Source organism: Hymenobacter rigui, from assembly GCF_003944715.1.
Taxonomy (GTDB): domain Bacteria; phylum Bacteroidota; class Bacteroidia; order Cytophagales; family Hymenobacteraceae; genus Hymenobacter; species Hymenobacter rigui.
Map to the genome: position 1 here is coordinate 121,600 of NZ_RWIT01000008.1, position 19,797 is coordinate 141,396.

Annotated in this window: 23 protein-coding genes; 16 read left to right on the top strand and 7 right to left on the bottom strand. The window is 51.8% G+C overall.

The window, feature by feature from the left end; all coding sequences use genetic code 11:
• Window positions 1–24: 24 nt before the first annotated feature.
• From EI291_RS14915 to EI291_RS14930, 4 genes are all read right to left on the bottom strand, one after another.
• A complete protein-coding gene (locus tag EI291_RS14915; RefSeq protein WP_170172661.1) occupies window positions 25–2,532 on the bottom strand; it encodes a PAS domain-containing sensor histidine kinase in 2,508 nt (835 codons plus the stop codon).
• Between the two features lie 551 nt (window positions 2,533–3,083).
• The gene (locus tag EI291_RS14920) at window positions 3,084–3,593 is read right to left on the bottom strand and encodes a PAS domain-containing protein (protein ID WP_125421519.1); all 510 of its coding nucleotides are present in this window, start codon (window positions 3,591–3,593) and stop codon (window positions 3,084–3,086) included.
• Window positions 3,594–3,605: 12 nt separating this feature from the next.
• Complete coding sequence (locus EI291_RS14925) at window positions 3,606–3,965, bottom strand: hypothetical protein (RefSeq protein ID WP_125421522.1); 360 nt, start codon at window positions 3,963–3,965, stop codon at window positions 3,606–3,608.
• Window positions 3,966–4,145: 180 nt separating this feature from the next.
• Entirely contained in the window at window positions 4,146–4,550 is a 405-nt protein-coding gene (locus tag EI291_RS14930) for a hypothetical protein (protein WP_125421525.1), read from the bottom strand.
• 141 nt (window positions 4,551–4,691) lie between these two features.
• Here EI291_RS14930 and EI291_RS14935 point away from each other — a divergent pair, with 141 nt between their 5' ends.
• Window positions 4,692–4,946, top strand: a complete 255-nt coding sequence (locus EI291_RS14935; RefSeq protein ID WP_148103417.1) for a hypothetical protein — start codon at window positions 4,692–4,694, stop codon at window positions 4,944–4,946.
• Between the two features lie 488 nt (window positions 4,947–5,434).
• Here the strand turns inward: EI291_RS14935 and EI291_RS14940 are convergent, their stop codons facing one another.
• On the bottom strand, window positions 5,435–5,947 hold the full coding sequence (locus tag EI291_RS14940; protein WP_125421531.1) for a hypothetical protein: 513 nt from the start codon (window positions 5,945–5,947) through the stop codon (window positions 5,435–5,437).
• 56 nt (window positions 5,948–6,003) lie between these two features.
• Here EI291_RS14940 and EI291_RS14945 point away from each other — a divergent pair, with 56 nt between their 5' ends.
• A complete protein-coding gene (locus tag EI291_RS14945; protein ID WP_125421534.1) occupies window positions 6,004–6,279 on the top strand; it encodes a hypothetical protein in 276 nt (91 codons plus the stop codon).
• Window positions 6,280–6,529: 250 nt separating this feature from the next.
• On the opposite strand, the gene EI291_RS14950 is transcribed toward EI291_RS14945, so the two are convergent.
• Window positions 6,530–7,198: a hypothetical protein gene (locus tag EI291_RS14950; RefSeq protein WP_125421537.1), complete on the bottom strand. Its 669-nt coding sequence runs from the start codon at window positions 7,196–7,198 to the stop codon at window positions 6,530–6,532.
• Between the two features lie 5 nt (window positions 7,199–7,203).
• On the opposite strand from EI291_RS14950, the gene EI291_RS14955 reads away from it, so the two are divergent.
• The 3 genes from EI291_RS14955 (at window position 7,204) to EI291_RS14965 (ending at window position 9,404) form a co-directional block, all read left to right on the top strand.
• A complete protein-coding gene (locus tag EI291_RS14955) occupies window positions 7,204–7,650 on the top strand; it encodes a Tn3 family transposase (protein WP_125421540.1) in 447 nt (148 codons plus the stop codon).
• Window positions 7,651–7,773: 123 nt separating this feature from the next.
• The gene (locus tag EI291_RS14960; protein ID WP_125421543.1) at window positions 7,774–8,442 is read left to right on the top strand and encodes an ATP-binding protein; all 669 of its coding nucleotides are present in this window, start codon (window positions 7,774–7,776) and stop codon (window positions 8,440–8,442) included.
• A 218-nt stretch (window positions 8,443–8,660) separates the two neighbouring features.
• Window positions 8,661–9,404, top strand: a complete 744-nt coding sequence (locus tag EI291_RS14965; protein WP_125421547.1) for a DUF6624 domain-containing protein — start codon at window positions 8,661–8,663, stop codon at window positions 9,402–9,404.
• Window positions 9,405–10,499: 1,095 nt separating this feature from the next.
• Here EI291_RS14965 and EI291_RS14970 read toward each other — a convergent pair.
• Window positions 10,500–11,261 (bottom strand): HesA/MoeB/ThiF family protein, encoded by a 762-nt coding sequence (locus tag EI291_RS14970; protein ID WP_125421550.1) that lies wholly within the window; start codon window positions 11,259–11,261, stop codon window positions 10,500–10,502.
• A 364-nt stretch (window positions 11,262–11,625) separates the two neighbouring features.
• Between EI291_RS14970 and EI291_RS14975 the strand changes: the two genes are divergently transcribed.
• From EI291_RS14975 to EI291_RS15025, 11 genes are all read left to right on the top strand, one after another.
• Entirely contained in the window at window positions 11,626–11,919 is a 294-nt protein-coding gene (locus EI291_RS14975) for an NHLP leader peptide family RiPP precursor (RefSeq protein ID WP_125421553.1), read from the top strand.
• 17 nt (window positions 11,920–11,936) lie between these two features.
• Window positions 11,937–13,880, top strand: a complete 1,944-nt coding sequence (locus EI291_RS14980; protein ID WP_125421556.1) for an adenylate/guanylate cyclase domain-containing protein — start codon at window positions 11,937–11,939, stop codon at window positions 13,878–13,880.
• 228 nt (window positions 13,881–14,108) lie between these two features.
• Complete coding sequence (locus EI291_RS14985) at window positions 14,109–14,444, top strand: NHLP leader peptide family RiPP precursor (protein ID WP_125421559.1); 336 nt, start codon at window positions 14,109–14,111, stop codon at window positions 14,442–14,444.
• A gap of 194 nt (window positions 14,445–14,638) precedes the next feature.
• The gene (locus EI291_RS14990; protein WP_240635561.1) at window positions 14,639–14,812 is read left to right on the top strand and encodes a nitrile hydratase subunit alpha; all 174 of its coding nucleotides are present in this window, start codon (window positions 14,639–14,641) and stop codon (window positions 14,810–14,812) included.
• A gap of 298 nt (window positions 14,813–15,110) precedes the next feature.
• Complete coding sequence (locus EI291_RS14995) at window positions 15,111–15,440, top strand: NHLP leader peptide family RiPP precursor (RefSeq protein WP_125421565.1); 330 nt, start codon at window positions 15,111–15,113, stop codon at window positions 15,438–15,440.
• An 82-nt stretch (window positions 15,441–15,522) separates the two neighbouring features.
• A complete protein-coding gene (locus EI291_RS15000) occupies window positions 15,523–15,747 on the top strand; it encodes a hypothetical protein (protein WP_125421567.1) in 225 nt (74 codons plus the stop codon).
• A gap of 11 nt (window positions 15,748–15,758) precedes the next feature.
• Window positions 15,759–16,154, top strand: coding sequence for a hypothetical protein (locus EI291_RS15005; RefSeq protein ID WP_125421570.1), 396 nt, complete (start codon window positions 15,759–15,761; stop codon window positions 16,152–16,154).
• A 75-nt stretch (window positions 16,155–16,229) separates the two neighbouring features.
• A complete protein-coding gene (locus EI291_RS15010; protein ID WP_125421573.1) occupies window positions 16,230–16,565 on the top strand; it encodes an NHLP leader peptide family RiPP precursor in 336 nt (111 codons plus the stop codon).
• A gap of 28 nt (window positions 16,566–16,593) precedes the next feature.
• Window positions 16,594–16,947 (top strand): TOMM propeptide domain-containing protein, encoded by a 354-nt coding sequence (locus EI291_RS15015; RefSeq protein ID WP_125421576.1) that lies wholly within the window; start codon window positions 16,594–16,596, stop codon window positions 16,945–16,947.
• 429 nt (window positions 16,948–17,376) lie between these two features.
• On the top strand, window positions 17,377–18,570 hold the full coding sequence (locus tag EI291_RS15020; protein ID WP_125421579.1) for a glycosyltransferase family protein: 1,194 nt from the start codon (window positions 17,377–17,379) through the stop codon (window positions 18,568–18,570).
• A gap of 575 nt (window positions 18,571–19,145) precedes the next feature.
• Window positions 19,146–19,760 carry a class I SAM-dependent methyltransferase gene (locus tag EI291_RS15025; protein WP_125421582.1) on the top strand — a complete coding sequence of 205 codons (615 nt, stop codon included), beginning with the start codon at window positions 19,146–19,148 and terminating at the stop codon, window positions 19,758–19,760.
• The last annotated feature ends 37 nt before the right edge of the window (window positions 19,761–19,797 follow it).

Sequence of the window (19,797 nt, forward strand, 5' to 3'; positions counted from 1 at the left end):
GATGCGGGGGCTTTCCGGGCGGCCTTACCGCCGAAGATACACGCGGAACGTGGTGCCCTGCCCCAGTTGACTGCTCACCTCGATGCGCCCGCCGGCGTTTTCCAGCATGCGCTTGACCATATGCAGGCCGATACCCGTGCCCTCGACGTGGGTGTGCAGGCGCTGAAACAGGCCAAACAGCCGCTCCTGCCCTTGCGCCAGGTCCAGCCCCAGGCCGTTGTCCTGCACTTCCAGCACCACGTAGCCGTCGGCGAGCCCGCTGCGCAGCTGCACCACGGGCACGCGGTCGGGGTGGTGGTACTTGAAGGCGTTGCTGAGCAGGTTGTACACCACCGAGCGCAGGTTCTTCTCGGCGAAAATTACCGTCAGGCCTTCGGGGATGCTGACCGTCAGCTGGCCCCGGGTCTGCGCCAGCAGCGGGATGATGTCGAGGCGCACGGCCTCCACCACCGGGGCCAGGGCCACGGCGGCGCTGGCCGGGTTATGCTCCTTCTGCAGGCGGCTCAGGTCGGTGAGGTGAACGATGGTGCGCTGAAAGCGCTCGATTGCCTCCTGCATCATCGTCAGCATCAGCGACACGTCGCCCGGGCGGTTGGCGGCCGGCAGTTCGTGCTCCAGGGCCAGCAGCAGCCCCTCAATGTTGGTAATCGGCGCCTTCAGGTCGTGGCTGGCGGTGTAGATGAAGTTGTCCAGGTCCACGTTGGTGCGCGTGAGCTGGGTGTTGCTCGCGTACAACTCGTCGTTGCTGGTAAGCAGCTCCCGGTTGATGGTGGCCAACTCCTCGTTGAGGACCTGCACCTGTTGGCGGCTCTGCTCGGCCTGCTGACGGGCCAGCAGCTGCTCGGTTACTTCCACCACCAGATTGAAAATGCCCGTGATACGGTGGTGTTCGTCGCGCCGGGCCTGGTACACCAGCGTAAAATACCGATTTTCCAGCTCGCCACTCCCGTCAGCGCGGGCAACGGGAATGCATTGCTCCTGCGCCTGGTACGTGTTGCCCGTGATATATACCTGCCGTAACAGGGTTTCTACCTCGGTGCCCCGCAGCTCCGGTAAGGCATCGAGGACCGAGTGGCCCAGCAGCTCGCGGCCGGGCAATATCCGCTGGTAGGCCGGGTTGGCAAAGCTGTAGACCATTTCCGGACCGTCGAGGATGCACACCCCGGCCGGGGCCTGCTCGAAGAGGGTGGCCAGCTCACGGCGCTGAGTTTCGCGCTCCCGCCGGGCCAGCACCTGCTCGGTCACCTCCACGGCAAAGGCCAGGATGCCGTGAACCTGACCCTGGTCGTCGCGCAGGGGCTGGTACACGAAATTGAGGTAGTGCTCGGTGGGCGGGCCCGTCGGCTGCTGGAGCAGCAGCAGGGTTTCGTCGCCGGCGTAGGGCTCCCCAGTCTGGTAGACCTGGTCGAGCAGGGCCACGAAGCCCTGCTCCGCGGCTTCAGGCAGGGCCTCCGCGACCGACTGCCCCAGCGTTACCCGGTTGCCCACCAGCTGCTGGTAGTGTTCATTGATAAACGAATAGCGGTGGTCGGGCCCGTGGAGCGTAGCCACGGACGCGGGTACCTGCCCCAGGATGCGGTTTAGCAGCGCCTGCTGCTCGCTGAGCTGGCGGGTGCGCTCCTGCACGCGGACTTCCAGCTCCTGATTGAGCTGCTCGACCTGCCGGCGGGCCAGCACCTGCTGGGTCACGTCCACCGACACGTCGATCACGCCGAGTATCTGCCCTTGCGCGTCGATAAGCGGCTGGTAGATGAAGTTGTAGTAGCTGGTGTGCAGCTGGCCGTCCCGTAGCAGCTGGGCTGGGGTTTCCGTGCCCATGACCGGCTCGCGGGTGTGTAACACCTGCCGCAGCAGGTCATCAAAGCCCTGGCCGCGCAATTCGGGCACGCCTTCGAGCAGGGGCCGGCCCACCACCTGGGTGGGCGTGTAGCCCCAGATAGTCGCCATCTCGGTGGTAACGGTCGCTACCTGCAGTTGCTCGCCCTGAAACAAGGCAATAGCCACCGGGGCCTGGGTGAGCAGGGCTTGCAGCAGTGCCCGCTCGCGCTCGGTGGCGGCCTGCGCCGCCGCCAGCTCTTGGGTGCGCTGCCGTTCCCGGGCCTGGCTGGCGAGCAGCGCCTGCTCGGCCTGGCTGCGTACTTCGTCCTGCGTATCGGTAAAAACGGTCAGCAGTCCTTCTCCCAGGTGCTGGCCCGTGACGCGGAAGTAGCTGTCGAAGCCGTCCGCATCGTAGTAAAACTGAAACTGCTGGGGTTCCCGGGCAAGCCAGCTCCGGCGGTGAAACTCCCAGGCGCCGTTCTCGTCGGTCGTCGGAAACTGCTGGCGGTAGGTAGTGCCCGGCTGGGCAGGCAGACCCGTCATGCGCTGGGCGGCCGGGTTGAGGTAGGCCAGCGCCAAGTCCGTCAACGCGCCCGTGGCATCCACGATGGGGGTATAATACATAACCCCCATCGGCAGCATATTCAGCAGCGTGGCTAGCAGGGTCGGGTCGGTGGGGAGGCCGGGGGGCAAGTGGCTGAAATAGTCTGCCATAAACGGATTTACTGTCAGGGCGTGAGCAAGCCAGCACGCAGCCTCCTGGTTGATACGGAAAACAGCAGGTTTCCGCTGAGGCCGCTTTTGAATCGGGCTGGCGTACGTTTTGGTACGGTCTCCAGCACCGGCAGGGAAGCAAAGGTAGCGAGCAGGGGGGGAGCTGAATTGTGGCTGCAAGCGTAAACATTCAGGTGCGTCCCGCAGAGCGCGCCGGCACCCGCTAGTTGTCATAGCGTACGGGAAAATCCACTGAAACAGCCCGTACGCGGATGAGACAAAGCCCAAAGAATGTATACAGCTGGGTTTAGCTGGTCGCCTGTACCTACACCGAGGTGGCGGGGGCACACCAGCTGCCCGCGTCCAGGTCTTAGCGTGTTGACTGTTTTGTTTTCTGAGAGCACCCCGTTCACTGATGGGCTTGCCCGCCCGTTGCATGGGGGCGTTCCCGTCAACCCGTTGTAGGCGGGTATACAGCGAAAGTCTTGGCCACCCGGCTGGGGCTTTCGCTACCAAGGCACCCATTCACCCTGCCGCTCGCCCGGTAGCGGCTACGGGTTTCCCTCTGACCGGGCGAGCTGCGCTCGTAACTGACTTACCTCTTGCTCCAGGGCCAAATTGCGGAAAGTGACCTTGACTTCTAAGTCTTCATACGCCCGGGTGAGCTGCTCCACGAGCGCTTTATACGCGCTCACGTCCGTGATCGTCCCAATGAAGCGCTGGGCCTGCGTCCGGTCCGCGTTGAAAAAGGCTTTGCCCGTCGCCCGTACCCAATGGGCTGGACCGCTTTCCTGCCAGCGCGTACGGTACTCAATGTCATATGTGCCGGCACCCGCCGGATCCAATGCCCGCTCAACGGCAGCATGCGTGTGCGCGCGATCCTCCGGGTGCACACCATTGAGAAAATCCTCGTAGGTGACGACGGCCGTCACGGGTAGACCGAAAATGCGTTTGCACTGATCGGACCAGATGAGGCTACCGGTCAGGGGATTAAAATCCCAGGTGCCCACCCCCGCCGCATCCACGGCGGTTTGCAGGCGTTCAATATCCGACGATTGCATACGGAGCAAGGGTTAGGGTTGCGTTAAAACCAATTCCAGGCCGGACTGGAAATACAGCACCAGGGCTTGGTAAAGTCCATCGGTGGAGCGGCGAAGGCGCGTGATCAACGCGCGCACGGTCTCACCGCCTACACTGAATTCCAAGTAGGGGCGACTGAGCAGCGGATCACGCGTCACGCACCAGTCACCGGAAAGGGGCGTACCAAGCGTATCCAATCGCAGGCCTTCTTCGTGCAGATGCAGGTGGGTAGCTTGCGCTAACGGAGCGGTCTGAGGAGCGCTGTGCAACGCGCGACTTTCTACCCGCCACGTGCCGGCCAGGTATGCATCGGGGAACTGCTGCAAGTTCAGATCAACCAAGGAGTACGACATAGAAGGGAGCTTGGGCGAAGCAAGGTCGTAAAAGTAGGCATATCGCCTTATGTAATGCAGCGCTAAACGCCATTCAGGACGGCTGCATGTTACGCAACGTCTTCTAACTGCAGGCATACGCGGCCTTGGTGCAGTTGCCTGCAGCTGTGGCAGGTGCCGCAGTCGGCAGCCGTCACGTTGCTACACCTGCTGCTGGCTCAACCACGCCAGGGCCAGGGCTTCATCCTCGAAATACTGGTAGGTCATCGGCAAGCCCTTCACTTGGTTAGTAATAATGGTGGTGGCCAGGCGCGCAAAGACGTTCTTAGCCGACAGCACGGCCCCAAAGCAGTATCCGCCTTGCATAATTGCGACCGGTAGCCACTGCTGCAGCACGTACGCCTGCTCCTGCGCAGTGAACGGCTCCATCTCCCGTTGATCAATAAAGGCTTTACACACCCGGTGGTGCGTAAAGGCCCGCATCAGGTGCTGGAGTAGACCTGTGAATTCCTCAAATTGCCGCGGACCCGGTTTGTATTCCACCCGAACATGCATCGGGTCAAGCCACACGGTCGCAATGGGGTTGGAGAAGTAAAGCTCAGCCATTCGTGCAAAGGTCTCACGCAACGGGGACTCTGGCAATAGATGAACTGTAGTACACAGACCTGATAGCGGGGCGTGCTACTTTGCGGAGTCGCTTCTACGGGAGACCTTTGACCGACATCCTGCGTCCATATCCTGCTTCCTATGCCGCTGCCCCCGTGTGAGTTCTTTCAGCAGATGCCCGACTTCGCTCAGATTGCCCTGGTGTTGGCAGAAGGAACCTTGCTGGGCACACGCGCAGGATGGCAGGACACAGAGATTCGCCTCTATCACCTGGAGGATTCCTTTGCAGAGCTTTCCTACGATACGCAGGTAGACCTGTATTATCACTGTCAGGCATTCCAGAGTAAAGCCCCCTTGCTGGCGTATGCGGACCTGGTGCAGCTCCCCGAACTATAGGGATGTGGCTGGCCTGGAACATGTCACTGTAGGATGGATAACAAAACCCTTTCACGGCACTAGAGCGCTGTTCTACGGGAAGCATACCGAGTGCTGTTGGTAGTGACATCCTACTGGTTTGTTCCTCACTGTGCGGCTGCTGTCTATAAACAGCGAAGCCCAAGTTGGTGGAACAACTTAGGCTTCTGGATAAGTAGGGTATCTGGCACCCTAAACATCCAAGGCAATGGACAAAAGGGCAAGTGCAAAAGCGAAACGGACCGATGAAAGCGGATGATTTCGCGTCTCCCTAGAGCTGTATAAAGCAGTCTTAGGAGCGGTAATCCGGGCAGTGGGAAACCACTGGTTGAATCGCCACTAGGATGTAGCGGGTCGGGCATTGGCCCGCTATTTTTCTGTTGAAATTTCTTCGACGAATGTACAATGTATCACTGCTTATAGTTTGCGATTGTATACGAAAAGTGAAGTGCTTGAGGAAAGGAGGGCTGTTATTCAGTGGTGAGTATTGATCCATTTGCAGGGAACTGATCAGGCCGCTTACGCTGTGTGGCCTTGTTGGCGCTTTGTAGGCTGGTCATCAGAAACCTCTCTATGCCTCCCGGTGTGCGCAAGCATTCTGCAAAGTCCTCCCCGCTGATTCGATTGGTGTAATAGAGCTTTTTGCTGTTGGCGCAGATCATAATCCCGTTGTCGAAGGTGTCCATAAAGTAGATCCCCCAGCCATCTGCCCGCCATGCCTGCCATTGGGATGGGTAATCGAGAATGGATAGGGCGTTGGATGGCTGAATAACTCCTAATTCGCTGGCCGTATCCGGGGTGATTGGGAGCACTTGGTATGTGTCCTGCGCCACCAGCACCAGTTTCCCCTTATGTCTTTCTACTCTCCACAAATACGATTTGTAGATAGGCGTGTCCAGCGGAAGGTTCCAGCGAACAATCGTAGCCCAGGTGCCTTCTACTAATGGGTCTCCGCAAACGGCGCATAGAATCTCTTGTGACATAAATAGAGCTTGTTTTATTGCTAATAATAGTAGTATATTGAATGCAAATACTAAATATGATAGCAAATAATTCTTCTGTTCAATTCGTATTGGCCGCCCGGCTGCAGGATGCCGGTGCTGATCCGTTGGTCTTTGCGTTTCAGCGGGACCTGTTCAATGACTTTCCGGCTTACGTGTCTATCAGCCGGTTGGGCTGGCAGGCGATGGGCCCAAGCCAGGCCATCAGCTATGTCGTGGATCGCTACCTGATGGAGCAGCCAGACGAGACAGAGCGAGTAGGCCGGGAAGCAGTGACGCATTGCGTGCACCAGGCACTGGGTTTGCCTTTGTAGAACATAGTCACGCGTAGAATAAAAGAAAAGCTCCGGCCAGATGGTCGGGGCTTTTCTTATCCGAGCAGCGACAAGCCCTCGAAGGGCTGCCCCGCGAAGATGGCGAGGTAGTTGTCGACGTTACCCAGCCCGTTGAGTACTTTGTACATCTCTGGCCTTGGTTAAAAGTTTGGTCCAAAAGTCGCATTTGGCGCACCACCCAGCGCGACGTTTAACTATTCAAGCCCTGATATTGCGCTGTGCTGCGTGTCTATTCGGGCTTGGGATGGGCTGCGCTTTTTGAGAGCGTCACGCGCCGAAAACGCCCCTTCTGATATTGGTAGTAGCCTGGCGTAATGGGCGTCAGTTGCGGGTCGGGCTCCTCAAACCTGCCCGATTTGTGGATGCTTGAGACGTACATAAGGCCGTTGCGCAGGGCCACGGTTCGGCTACGCTCGGCCCGGTTACCGCCCACCCTTTCGCCCGGTTCAACGGACGGGGTGGGCGGCACCTCCTCCCGCCGCCCGTCGATGCTCTGCCAGAGCAGGCGCGGCGGGCCGTCGAGGGATAACAGGAGCGTTTGGTCGACGACCGTGCGGTAGCCCTGCACGCCGGTGCCACCGCCCGTCTTCACCATGATTTCTTCGGGCCCGCGGCGGTCGAGGTTCACCACGTAGGCGTGCATATAGGCCAAGTAGTTGTCGTTTTCTTTCAGCCAAGGATTTAAGCGCCGCAGCCAGGGGTTTAAGTTAATCTCCACCCACCGGGTGGGGGTGGCCAGGGGGCGATAGAAGAGGCGGAACTGCCGGTCGTCCGTGCCGTCGCCGAAAAAGACCCGGCACCGCGCCGCTGAGTCCCCCAGCCGCTGCTGCCTTTCCCCGCGGGTAGCACCCAGAGCCGCCTGGATGCTATCTACTTGCCGACGGGTCCAGTACGTCACCTCCAGTGGCTGGGCACGAAAAGTGTCGGGAAAGCGCGTTGGGCGCTGGCTGCCTGCGCTACATGGACGACCAGGACCTGCGCAAACGCATCGACGACCAACTCGACAAGCTCGAAAGCACGCACCAGTTCGCTCGCGCCGTGTTTTATGGGCAAAATGGCCAGTTTCGCTACGCCGGCAAGGAAGAACAGCAGGTCGCTGATGCCAGCAAACGGCTGGTGCAAAACGTGATTGTGTGCTGGAACTGCTTGTATCTGAACCAGCAGCTGTTCCAGGCCCCACCTGCCGAGCGGCAGGCCCTGGCCGATGCCATCGCCCGCATCTCGCCCGTGAGCTGGCAGCACATCAACCTGCAAGGGGAATTCGATTTCTCCGACGAGGCCCTGAGCGATGCGCTACGCTTCGACTTGGGTGCGTTGCTCACTGTTGAATGGGAAGCTGCTGGAGGATAGTATACTACCGCTTCAAATGCGACTTTTGGACCAAACTTTTAACCAAGGCCGAAGTTCATCACCGGGGCCTACGTTAAGATAGGCTTCTTTGCCACCGACGACGATTTGCGCTACCAAAACGAAGTGCATGGACCGCTACTGCAGCAGGTCGAGCGCACGCTGGATTTGCTGCAGACCAAATACACCAAGGCCCAAGTGTGCTACGAAGGCGCCAGCCGCCTGGAAGAACCTCCGTTTCCCACTGCTGCCCTGCGCGAGGCCCTGCTCAATGCGTTGGCCCACAAAGACTACAGCGGCGGCACCCCCGTGCAGGTTAGTGTCTACGAGCACCGATTGCAGTTCTGGAACGAAGGCGACCTGCCCGACAGCTGGACGGTGGAGAACCTGTTGCGCAAACACCCATCGAAACCCTTCAACCCAGACGTGGCCAACACCCTCTTCCGTGCCGGCTACATCGAATCCTGGGGCCGCGGCACCCTCAAGATCCTCAGCGAGTGCCGCGCCGTCCACCTGCCGGCCCCGCGCTTCTACTTCGAGGCCTCGGGTTTCGTGGTGGCCTTCGCCGAGTACTCCCCGGCCTACTGGCAGCAACAAGGCGTGCGCGCGGAGCTGATTCCAGTACTACTCTACACGGGTCAACACGGCAGTATTACCAATACGTTGGTACAGCAGCAACTGGGGGTGAGCAAGCCCACGGCCACGCGCTACCTGGGCGAGTTAGAGAAGAGCGGCTACCTGCAGAAAACCGGGACCCGCGGAGCCGGAACAGAGTACCGGTTGATTGGCTCATGATGGGCTCACCACCGGATGGCGCTCAACGGCAATTAGCTGAATGGACGCTGTAGAGGCGTATTTTTCGATAGGTGAATTGGCTCACGATTGGCTCACGTGATCGAATCGACTTGTCTTTTGAGGTGTCGATCTGGGGTTTTATTATAACGAGCGATATGATTGTCAAGAGCGGTCCCGCCTTCCTCGCCAGATGTGTACGTTCCGTAAATCTCTTGCCTTTGTCCCTGTCCTCGTTCCTCGCCGCGCTGATGCTGGGGGCCAGCGTGCTGCTGGCCTGCCACGAGCAAGCCCGTCCCCTGACGGCCGCGCCCCCTGAAATCAACCGGCACTTAAAGCGGGAGCTGGATAGCATCGAGGTGCGCGACCAGCAACACCGGGCGCTGCTGATGCTGGCCATGACCCAGCCCCGCCACCCCCGCCTCGATTCGCTGGCCCGGGCGGCGCGGTTGCCCCTCGGGCACGTCACGGCCCACCTCACGTCGTTGATCCGCCCGGTCGATTCGACCAACCTGCTCCGCGTGGCGCAGATTATCCGCCAGCACGGCTACCCCGGTGAAACCCTGGTCGGGGAGCCCACCAACGAGGTCGCCCTGCTCGTGATACAGCACTCGGCCCGTATTGCGGAGTTTCTGCCCCTGATTGCGCGGGCCGCCGAACAGGGCGAGGTGCCTTTCCGACTCTACGCCCTGATGCTGGACCGCAAACTCATGCAGGAAGGCCGGCCCCAGGTCTATGGCTCCCAGGGCCGCAGCTTCCGCGTACCCAATGCCCGAGGCCAGGCGGAAACCGTGAACCTGATCTGGCCCGTGGAAAATGCCGCCGCCGTGAACGAGCGCCGGAAGCAGGCCGGATTTGACTCGTCGGTGGAAGAAAACGCGCAGCGCCTCGGCATTCCCTATCAGATAGTGACCATGCCAGAGGTACGCCGGCTGGAGCAGCGTGCCGCGGCGGTTCGGCCTTAGTTGCCCGGCTGGACGCGTTCCCGCGCAACGGCGGGCCCGTTCGTGTAAATTCTCCGGACAACCGTTTTCTATCGGGAAACAACTTGCGGTGCACGGATCCCAAAACCGATCTAGGTAGTGGGGCGAACATGCGTTCAGGAAAACGGTCCGAATAAAATAAGGAGGGAGTTATCAAAACCCACCCAACTTAGCCCAACAACGCGGCGGCGGAGCCTACGGCTGCCTCTTTACCGGAATGGTCACGGGTACCGTAAAGCGCACGACCACCACCTGCCCTGCTTGCTGGCCGGGAACAAAACGTGGAAGCTGCCGCGTGGCCGCCATGACGGCCGAATCCACATCGGCCCGCAGCCCCCCTCGCAATCTGCGCATGGCGCACACGGCCTTCCGTATCGACCTCGAACCGCACAAACACGCGGCCGTCCGGGGCGGCCGGGGGTACGATTAAATACTGGTGGATGGCCGCCATGCTGCCGGTTAAGGCGTTTTGACTGTTCAGCGTCGGCATTTGCTCCACGTACGTCCAGACCCAGTTCGCCTCGAGCGGCTGGCCAAGTGTATCGCCCAACTCAAAGAGGCACATCTGTTCCCTGGCAAACTCTATTTCGCCTATATGGCACTCCCATGGTTCAACGGAAGACTTGGGCTTTTCCCTTACCCGGGGCCGTACGACCACCGGCTTGCGACGTGTTTTCTGGGTGGTATTTGGGCCAGGACGCTGCTACCCATCAGGGCAACCACCAGCGAAGCGCAATAAGCATATTTCCGGTTCATTGGAAGGGGCAGGTAAAGCGCAAGCCAAGAGGATGGACTAAATAACGCATAAGTTCACCTAAGCGGTCGTATAAGTCGGTTTATGTCAAGTAGCAGTAAGCTTTAAAAAGGACCTCATTCGGGTTAAGCTTTCTGATCTACTCCTCAAGTGAAGTTGCTCCAAACGTCAGACCTCTATACTTCGGGCTTTGTAGGGAGTAGCAGCGCTGCCCGCGGTTGAAAGACTGAATAAGAAAGCATAAGGGTATAGCCGAATTGCTCCCAATGGAATACTTTGCTCCCCTTGGGTTTCAAAATTATTCGGAAGTCTCGCTTGTGATGCTAAACAGCATCAGCGTCCCGGATAGTAGTCAAATAGAATTCCGGGAATTTCTTCACCGATCTCCCCGTGACAAGATCGAAGATAATCTGCGTGCAGACTCCTGCCGCTAACCAAGATGCTATTGACAACTGGGGGGGTGAAAGGTGCTCTTCTTCTGCCTTGTACTTTCTTATCGTCTCATCGAGCCATTCCAGTGGACGGTTATTGCCTCTCATGTAGTCTGATACGTACTGCACAACACTTAGCTCATTGAACGGCCGATCCGCTACTCGCAGGGTATCCAGTCCGATGTCTCCAGAAATGACCATGACCAAGGCACTCCATCCTAAATTATAGGGGTGCAAGATGGGGATGTCGTGTTCTTGGCATACGCTATCGAATAACAGAGGGACCTCCGACGTGAAGTCCAATGCATTTATGGCTATCGTGTGGCCAGGCACGAATCTCTTGATGGTATCGGGTGTTATAAAGCAGTTATAAGCGGTGATTTTGGCGTTGCTGTTGATAGCAATCAACCTGTTTTTCAGGGCCTCTACTTTTGGGATTGCTAGGTCTGATTCTAGGTAGTTCTGTCGGTTGAGGTTAGTTAGCTCGACCACGTCGCCATCAATCAGCGTGATGGTTTCAAAGCCAAACCGCACCAAACATTCGGCGATCACACTCCCAATGCCCGCCCCACCCAGTAAAATTGGTGTGGCTTGTATCAGGTTTTGCTCTTCTTTGGTCAAGTAGATTCGATTTCGAATGTAACGCTGGTTCACGATTCGTATGAATGAGTTTGCGTATTCTGTGTTGGGGCATCCGCTCTGTTAACCGACGTACTTCCGCAGATACTCGGGTTTTATCGGAATATTTGTCAGTTATATGGCAAAAAAAAGAAATAATTTTGCTCAGCAAGCAATCGCGTTTCCGTGTATGAGCAAGAGCTGACGGCAGGCTTAGACTCGTGATATAATAAGGACTCACTTCTCGGATCATCGTTCCGTTTGCGCTATTTCCCATCGTGCTCCTGAACTGAAAAGACCTGAATGTGGTCGAAAAAAAACTTGTTTCTTAAAACGAAATAGTGAGAGCATCTTAAAGGTACCATCAATAAATAATCAACCACGTAACCCCACAAAAACTATGGAACTGATGAATGATCCAGCTTTTCTGCAACGACTGGCTAAAAAAGTAGAAGAAGATGCTCAATTTAAGAAAATCCTATTAGAAAACCCTACCGCGGGTTTAGAAACCTTCTTAGGACGTCGGGTTATTCTGCCTGAAGGGATGAAAATAGCAATTGTTGATCAAACAGAGCCTTCTACTATTTTCATCAACCTTCCATCTACACAAAACACAGAAGACGTTGAACTAACTGAAGAACAGCTTGATATTGTGTCCGGCGGTGTGGATGGAGGTTTGATACTCAAACCGTGAGCATATCTCGCATATTTATGTTACTAATTCTCCTGGTTCTAGCAAAAGGACCAGGAGAATTGCTATATGCGCAATCCGACTCCACAAAGGTCGGTAAAGAGGCGAATTTAACTAATGGCCAAACATCAGCCGACAGTCTTTTTAATCTTGGTGAAAAATACTTGAATTCCCAGCGGTATGAGCAATCCCTGTCGCTTTTCCAAAAAAGCATCAACCGGTATGCCCTTACTAATAATCACAAAAAAATAGGAGACTGCTTCAACTACATTGCAGTAATAAATTATTTTCAAGGTGACTATTATAAAACAATATTCTTCTTCAAGAAGAGCATTGAATCATACAAAAAATCTAAATATAAAAAAGGAGTGGCATCACTGCTAAATAACATAGGCAGTGTATATAACACCTCGGGAGACTATCTCAAAGCATTAGATTACTACAGGCAAGCTATTGTTATATTTGAAGAAGTTGGAGAGAAGGAGAATCTGGCTGTAGCTACCCGAAACATCGGGTTGATTTACATGGAGGGCAATGACTATAAGAATGCGATGGATCATTTTCGCAAATCTTATGCAATTCATAGAAAGTTAAACAATCGGAAAAATATTGGCGAAACCCTAATACCAATAGGGAAAGTGTATGCCAAAGAAGGTAGGTACGATAGTGCTTTCGAGAACCTTACCAAAGCATTACAAATTGCAGACGAAGAGAGGGATAAGCAATTGCAAATCAGCGCGCTCGCTAGTTTAGGTGATTTGTTCTATGGGAAGTCAGACTACAACCGGGCATTGCCTTATTACACTCGTTGCTTGACCTACGCAAATGAAGTAGGCAGATTGCAGTACCAAAGTGAATCGCAGATTGCCATTGGCAGCATTATGCACAAGTTGGGAAGGAACAAAAGCTCAATAGTAAAATGCCAGGATGGATTGAGATTGGCCGAAAAACTGGGATCTATGTCCCAAAAGAAGAGTGGATGTGATTGTCTGTACCAGGCACATAAGTCACTAGGTAACAATCGGCAGGCATTGCGCTATTATGAGCAAGCCAACGCGTACGAGGACAGCTTAAACTTAGCGGAAACGTCCAATAGGATAATGGGCATGGAGTTCCAAAAGCAGCAGTTGGTTGATAGCATAGCTTACGTCAAAAAAGAGTATGCCGTAAAGCTCAGCCACAAAGAGGATGTGCGGCGCCGAGAAAAAAACAGAAATCTTATCGCCATCTCGCTGTGCTTTGTGCTCCTGATTGCGGCTGGCTTATGGAACCGGTTAGCCTACACCAGAAAGGCTAAGTCGGCATTACAAATCGAGAAGGACCGATCCGAAACTTTACTATTAAACATCCTTCCAGAAGAAATTGCGGAGGAACTGAAGGAGAAAGGCAATGTGAGTGCCCAGGATTACGATCTGGTGTCGATCCTGTTTACCGACTTCAAGTCATTCACTGAGACCGCCGAAAAGATGACTCCCCAGAGCTTGGTCGAGGAAATAAATATATGCTTTAAAGCATTTGACCTGATTACAGAGAAATACCAGATCGAGAAGATAAAAACCATAGGGGACGCCTATATGGCAGCAGGGGGCATTCCTAAGGCGCACAAGGACTCAGCAAGAAACATCGTCTTGGCAGGGCTTGAGATGCAGGCGTTTATTAAGGATAGAGCCCTCGAGGGCTACCGGACGAATCGCCCCGCCTTTGAAATGAGACTGGGCATCCACATTGGGCCAATCGTTGCCGGGATCGTTGGGGTGAGGAAGTTCCAGTACGACGTATGGGGGGACACGGTCAATACGGCCAGCCGGATGGAGAGCAGCGGCATGGTAGGGAAAGTCAATATCAGCGAGGCGCTGTACCAGATCATCAAAGACGAAGATTGCTTCTCGTTTGAATACAGAGGCTACGTCCATGCCAAGGGTAAAGGGGAGGCAGCCATGTACTTCGTGGAGAAGTGCGCGTAGCTAAGGTCATAGCCTAAACAAGGTATACCTACGTTTTTTCGGATTATTTGGCAGGTTTGCAGAAAATGCACTATATATTTTTACAACATCAAACGACATCAATATCAGGGACGGTAAAACTCTTTTTTTCACAGCAAATAGCGGAAAATAATAGTTTATATTTTAACAGTTATTTTGGCGGATTTATAAAAAAAAGGCAAGTCAAATTTGTATCATAATTAGTAAAAGATGGAACAGAGAAAACAAGAGGTTATCGAAGCAATCATATCTAAAGCCTGGGAAGATGCTAGCTTTAGAAAAGAGCTCCAGGTAGATCCCATCAAGGCAATAGAAAAGCTGATCGGTGTTAAAGTGGTAATACCAGAAGGAAAGAGTTTGGTCGTTACAGACCAAACCGACAAATCCAAGATATACGTTAACATACCGGTAGAGCCTGAAGTGGAGAGCCTGGAGTTGACGGAAGAGCAGCTCGAAGCGGTAGCGGGTGGCGGCCATAAAATCTGGACTGATTTTGTCGGCAGTTTATTCCCTTCACTTGAACAGTGTTTAATATTCCAAAAGTAAATAATTGAATCAAATCAATTATTTGATAATCGTAGTCACAGAATTGTAATACTGAATGACTTTTCGATTTTTGGCTGATCGGGCCTTAACAATTCTCACGACTCTCTACTCAATTACTGCAGATTTGAAAGCATAACGTTTTCAATGTTGCCTTAACTTATAGAGCAGATAAAATTTTTTCAAAAAGTCAAAGTGTGTACGCTGAAATCGTACAAAAAGCTTGGGAAGACCCTCAGTTCAAAAGCGAACTGTTAGCTAATCCCACCCAGGCCATTGAGAAAGCCACTGGCCACAAATTCAACCTGCCCGAAGGCAAGACCCTGGTAGTGCGCGATCAGACCGACGAGTCCACGGTGTATAAATATTAGGACAGAAAAATATTTAGTTCAAACTATCTGGCCTGAGCACAGAAGATGTCGAGTTAAACAAAGACCACTTCGAAGTCGTGGTTGAGGGGGCATTGTTACTTGGGATCCTTACTAAGTCGATCCATGGCATTCTGTTTCATGATTCTTCTACCAAGCCCATAGCTCCCCGCGGTTACTGATTTAGTTCTTCAACAGGAAACACTTAAGAAGCCCAAATGAAAAACAACTGGGCCTTCTAACAATCAACCATTATTAACCATCACCTTTTTTCAGTTAACCATTTTTAACAACCAACCACATGGAATTTTCAAAAAGTCAAAGTGTGTACGCTGAAATCGTACAAAAAGCTTGGGAAGACCCTCAGTTCAAAAGCGAGCTGTTAGCTAATCCCACCCAGGCCATTGAGAAAGCCACTGGCCACAAATTCAACCTGCCCGAAGGCAAGACCCTGGTAGTGCGCGATCAGACCGACGAGTCCACGGTGTACATAAATATTCCGGCTAAGCTGAACACGGAGGATGTCGAGTTGAACGAAGACCAACTCGAAGTCGTGGCTGGGGGACATGGCGGTGTGGATTTATCCATGCCACCGCCTTTCTTCCCTCCTTACACCATTGATCCTATCTAGCCTAGGTACTGACAATCTTTTTTCGTGGTCAAAACCGTTGAGCACAGCAAAATAAATCACCTATACATAGATCAAACAGAGCATGAAAAATTCAATTAACCACAAGGTTAAGGCGCTGAAAGAAGACGCTGAAAATCAGGAGGAGTTCATGGAGAAACTCGCCGAGATCGATGAGGAAGGCCAACTTTCGGATGATGTGCTGGAGCAGATCAGTGGAGGTGCTGACCCCGGCAAAATTAGTGCGCTCATCGACCTGCCCAATCTGGGCATGTTGACACCCGATTTTCCGACACCTGCAGAGTCCTAAACGGGTAGGTCATGGCTTCTCTACTCTGTCCCAGCTCGACTGCTAAGCCCGGTGCCGCACTTTTTGGTATTCAGGATGATACCGGCCACATTCAGTACCTCGAAGAAACAGTCATAATTGACCAGGTTTTCGTGGATACTGCCCGCCAGCAGGTCCGCCAGCCCGAGGAAAGGTTTCGGTTTGCTAGCAACTGTGCTAAATCCGGTTGTGGTCACTGGAGTTTGCAAAACAGCAACTGCGGTCTGGTGGGCAAAATTGTTGAAGCCATGAACCGCCAAGCAGATGCTACGCTCATCGCCTGCGCTATCCGCACCCGCTGCCGATGGTACGATCAGGAAGGAGCGAATGCCTGCGCCAACTGCGACGAAGTGGTGCGCAACATCCGAACGCAGGAAGTAATGGCGTAAGGGGGGGAAGTACTCCCCGTAAAGTACTAGTTTATTGAGAGTCAATCTGATTTAACACTTTAATAACCGAACCCAATGGAAATTGCAGCAGAACAAAAATTGAACGCAGAAATTGTACAAAAAGCTTGGGAGGATCCTCAATTCAAGGAGGAATTGATGAAAAATCCAGCAGCAACGATGGAGAAGTTTGCTGGCCACAAGCTCAATTTAGCTGAGGGGCAAAAACTAGTAGTAGTAGATCAAACAGATACTTCTACGGTTTATTTCAATATTCCAAGAAAAGTTGATGTTGACAGCTTGGAGCTGACCGAGGAGCAATTGGAAACGGTTGCAGGTGGATCAACTCCGTTCTGTGCCATAGGTTATGGTTTTGTAGTTGGAATTGCTCTTTGGTCAGCAACACACGAGTAAAAAACAAACCAAATAAAATTTAGCAACAATGGCTACCGCAAAAGAACAACAAGAAGAAGGTGCAGAGTTAATGCAACTTTTAGCACAGAAAGCATGGGAAAGCTCCACTTTTAAAGAGCAGTTGATAAAAAATCCTGTGGAAACAATTGAACTCGTTACAGGAAAGAAAGTAACGATGTTTCAAAATAAGAAGATTGCAGTAGAAGATCAGACTGATGAGTCTGTGATCTATTTCAACATTCCAGCCAAGCCTGACTTCGATGACCTAGCATTGACCGAAGAACAACTGGAAACGATTTCTGGTGGAACCACCGTAGTGTGCGGTGCCTATGTCCTTGGGGTATGTATTGGCTACGGTGTGTGCTGGGCTCTCTCTGATTAACATTGTAGGAAACCTGTAGCATTCAAATCATTAAACACTCATTTTAAAAGAATGAGTGTTTAATGATTTGAATGATTATTTATGTAAAAGCAAACCAAGAAAAACATGAAAACCAGAAATCTCAGTATCACCTTAATAATCCTCTTGGTTATTATAGGTAGTGCAATAGCAAATCATTTCAGCTTTAACACGTTGACTTTTGAGAAGCCCTGGCTGGATGTTCTTTATAGTGTAGTCTTCATCATCTTGCTTTTTTTGTTGTTAAAAAAAAGTCGTAACAACAATCAAGATCATATTAAAACTAGTTAAAAAGGGTAACATTGGAAGTGAGCTTGCCATGAGGGTTGACCCAGTTCCAACACGAATTGAACGCAGTGTAGTCCATTGAACGGAAAAATCCGCATTTAATAATAAAATAATTGCATTTCGATGAAAATCCTGACTATCCCATATATTGCTGGTGGCCTTTCACACTTCGTCCCTGCCTACGTTTTACAACAGAGACATATAAGAAAAAACGCAGCTGTTAAAAATCATTTTTTAGTTAATCGTACTATTCAAAGGTTTCTCATGATGCAAGGGATACCGTGTGCACCTATTGATTACGATTATACCGTTGAAGACAACACTCTTACCTTCGAGAATGTCTCGAGCATGAGAGCGAGTATCATAAAAATGGAAAAAGAGGCTTACGATCAAGTTGAGCCATCACTGATTATCGAAGATAATTCTTTCTTGACTCCACTAATCGCCGAAAAAAATAATATACCTCGCATATCGATTCAGCGAACCGGAACTTTTAGATCCATCGATGAGCGCTATAGGAATAGCAATCACATACATTCTATTCAAAAAGGTCACTACAATGAAAAGTCAGAATTTATTTTGGATGTAAGCGACGTAAATTTAGCCGCATCTAATTGTAATGATCCTGATTTTAATTTTTTGCGACAGTATGTTAAGCCAAAAGCTAAAATAATTCCCGGAATACCAACAATTGAGCGCTTGCCAAATAATATCAAGAATAGAGAATCATACTTCTATTCAGGCCCGCTCCTTGTTATGGACAAGCCATCTAGTGAATTAACCGTTAGATTGGATGAATTTTTCAAAAATAATGGACAGAAGCCTGTTGTATTCATTACAACGGGCACAATAGATAGAACTCCTATTGAGAATTTCATAGAGTTCTTCGCAAAACGCAACTATGCTATCATAACCACTTCTGACTGCATTGTAAATGAGGAATTTAAGCATGCCGTATTTTACAATAAGCTGCTTCCATTAAATTACATCTGCGGAATTTCTAACTTGGTTATTCATCAGTGTGGTTCAGGGATGTATCATTATCCAATAATGAATCGGGTTCCTTCTCTAACAGTAGGCACCCTGTGTTACGACCGAGAAGATATAGCACAGAGACTGCAAGAACTTGGTGTTTCTGGTCATATTCCCCATCCAGATGACAACCCTAACTATTGGAATATTTTTCTTGAGTTAGTGAATAAGTTTGAGAAAAAAACATTAATAGACTTTAGCGCGGTAGATAAGTTGAGGTCTGAAATAAATGAAACAATCTCAAATTTTCAGATGGAAAGAGTTATCCAATACGCCGTAAGGTAAGAGCATCCATCTGTTAAATGGCGATGGCAAATCTGATAAGCGTTTAAGTCGGCGTTAACCGACGGGTGTGCCCGTCAAGGACTAACGGGATACGCCTGTGGTGCATTTTCTGGCGCTCACTGGGCGAGCGGGACCATCCCACCAGCACGCCAACTTTTGGCGTAACGAACAATTGGGAGCTTACAGGATGCTAGGCCGGCTGCTGTCATTGAGCTGCGCCGGGGCGTAGCCGCCAGAAGATACCCCGGTAGCTCTCCCCCTCGACAAGGAGCATGCCATGCTCGACCCGCTTTTGCATTAGCTCGATTTGCCGCATCCTGGCTTCGTCCTGCTGCCACTGCCAGGGTGGGTCCCAGCAAGCCGGATTTAGAGGGCTTCTGACTTGATCATGACTTATCGCGCCCTTAAACAGCCGCAACCGATCCGTGCCTAAGGTCTGTCCAGGCCAGCCTAAGCCGATAATCTCTACTCAGGCCTAGTGTGCAAGTCATAGCTGGGCTGCGTTTCACTCCTACCGGAAAGGCCATTGCGTCATATCGGTTAATAATATCAAAACTTAAGCAACGACAAAAGCCATGTCAGAAGGAGTGATCAAAGATTTGTCTCAGTTCAAGCCATGTATGATCGAATATAAGCCACTCAACAAAAAAAGGCCTTCAAAGCTATTGAATGTTGTTTCTGCCTGGAGAGGCTTGGAATCAATAATTGACGACATAATAATTCAATTTGGTTTAGGAAGAAATTTATGTATTGAGTTCGGAGTCGAGTTCGGTTACTCGGCAGTAGCTCTATCAAATTATTTTGATACATTAATTGGTGTAGATACTTTTGATGGTGATAGGCATACCCTTAATAAAAAGGAACATTACCATGAAACTAAGGTCCGACTTGCTGCTTATGAAAACATTACTTTGTTTAAGTCAAATTACCAGGACTGGATACCATATGACAGCAATTATTATGATCTCGCTCATGTAGATATCGTGCATAATTATACTGAAACATATGAGTGTGGGCTTTGGGCAGCGCAACACAGTGATTGTGTTATTTTTCACGACACAGAAAGCTTCTTGGATGTCAAGCGTGCCGTAATAGATATTTCGAATGCTACGGGTTACAAAATGTACAATTATCCTTATTATTTCGGACTTGGCATTCTAGTAAATCCGCATAAACTCAGCCGCGATTGAAAAAAATAGCAATTTTTGTATTCTCGTTGACCTTAAA

Bases quoted from the DNA above. Each gene is read 5' to 3' on its own strand.
- EI291_RS14940 (WP_125421531.1), bottom strand. From the start codon at position 5,947: ATGTCACAAGAGATTCTATGCGCCGTTTGCGGAGACCCATTAGTAGAA.
- EI291_RS14920 (WP_125421519.1), bottom strand. From the start codon at position 3,593: ATGCAATCGTCGGATATTGAACGCCTGCAAACCGCCGTGGATGCGGCG.
- EI291_RS15005 (WP_125421570.1), top strand. From the start codon at position 15,759: ATGGCTTCTCTACTCTGTCCCAGCTCGACTGCTAAGCCCGGTGCCGCA.
- EI291_RS15020 (WP_125421579.1), top strand. From the start codon at position 17,377: ATGAAAATCCTGACTATCCCATATATTGCTGGTGGCCTTTCACACTTC.
- EI291_RS15015 (WP_125421576.1), top strand. From the start codon at position 16,594: ATGGCTACCGCAAAAGAACAACAAGAAGAAGGTGCAGAGTTAATGCAA.
- EI291_RS14995 (WP_125421565.1), top strand. From the start codon at position 15,111: ATGGAATTTTCAAAAAGTCAAAGTGTGTACGCTGAAATCGTACAAAAA.
- EI291_RS14925 (WP_125421522.1), bottom strand. From the start codon at position 3,965: ATGTCGTACTCCTTGGTTGATCTGAACTTGCAGCAGTTCCCCGATGCA.
- EI291_RS14930 (WP_125421525.1), bottom strand. From the start codon at position 4,550: ATGGCTGAGCTTTACTTCTCCAACCCCATTGCGACCGTGTGGCTTGAC.
- EI291_RS14985 (WP_125421559.1), top strand. From the start codon at position 14,109: ATGGAACAGAGAAAACAAGAGGTTATCGAAGCAATCATATCTAAAGCC.
- EI291_RS14945 (WP_125421534.1), top strand. From the start codon at position 6,004: ATGATAGCAAATAATTCTTCTGTTCAATTCGTATTGGCCGCCCGGCTG.
- EI291_RS15000 (WP_125421567.1), top strand. From the start codon at position 15,523: ATGAAAAATTCAATTAACCACAAGGTTAAGGCGCTGAAAGAAGACGCT.
- EI291_RS15025 (WP_125421582.1), top strand. From the start codon at position 19,146: ATGTCAGAAGGAGTGATCAAAGATTTGTCTCAGTTCAAGCCATGTATG.
- EI291_RS14980 (WP_125421556.1), top strand. From the start codon at position 11,937: ATGTTACTAATTCTCCTGGTTCTAGCAAAAGGACCAGGAGAATTGCTA.
- EI291_RS15010 (WP_125421573.1), top strand. From the start codon at position 16,230: ATGGAAATTGCAGCAGAACAAAAATTGAACGCAGAAATTGTACAAAAA.
- EI291_RS14935 (WP_148103417.1), top strand. From the start codon at position 4,692: ATGCCGCTGCCCCCGTGTGAGTTCTTTCAGCAGATGCCCGACTTCGCT.
- EI291_RS14915 (WP_170172661.1), bottom strand. From the start codon at position 2,532: ATGGCAGACTATTTCAGCCACTTGCCCCCCGGCCTCCCCACCGACCCG.
- EI291_RS14975 (WP_125421553.1), top strand. From the start codon at position 11,626: ATGGAACTGATGAATGATCCAGCTTTTCTGCAACGACTGGCTAAAAAA.